This window comes from Streptococcus sp. OH4692_COT-348 (assembly GCF_003859975.1).
GTDB lineage: Bacteria > Bacillota > Bacilli > Lactobacillales > Streptococcaceae > Streptococcus.
In genome coordinates, this window is record NZ_RQZB01000094.1 from 1 (window position 1) to 234 (window position 234).

The 234-nt window shown below is 49.6% G+C and carries 1 protein-coding gene; it reads left to right on the forward strand.

The window, feature by feature from the left end; translation table 11 throughout:
* The coding region (locus EII37_RS11030; protein ID WP_142997543.1) for a hypothetical protein at positions 1-234 on the forward strand (234 nt) is incomplete at both ends.

Consider the following 234-nt stretch of genomic DNA (forward strand, 5'->3'; position numbering starts at 1 on the left):
GTCAATCAGCAAGCACATCAGCTTCTGAGTCAGCATCAACAAGTGCAAGCCAATCAGCAAGCACAAGCGCATCTGAGTCAGCATCGACAAGTGCATCTGAGTCAGCGTCAACAAGTGCAAGCCAATCAGCAAGCACAAGTGCATCTGAGTCAGCATCAACAAGTGCAAGTCAATCAGCAAGCACATCAGCATCTGAGTCAGCATCAACAAGCGCGAGCCAATCAGCAAGCGCAA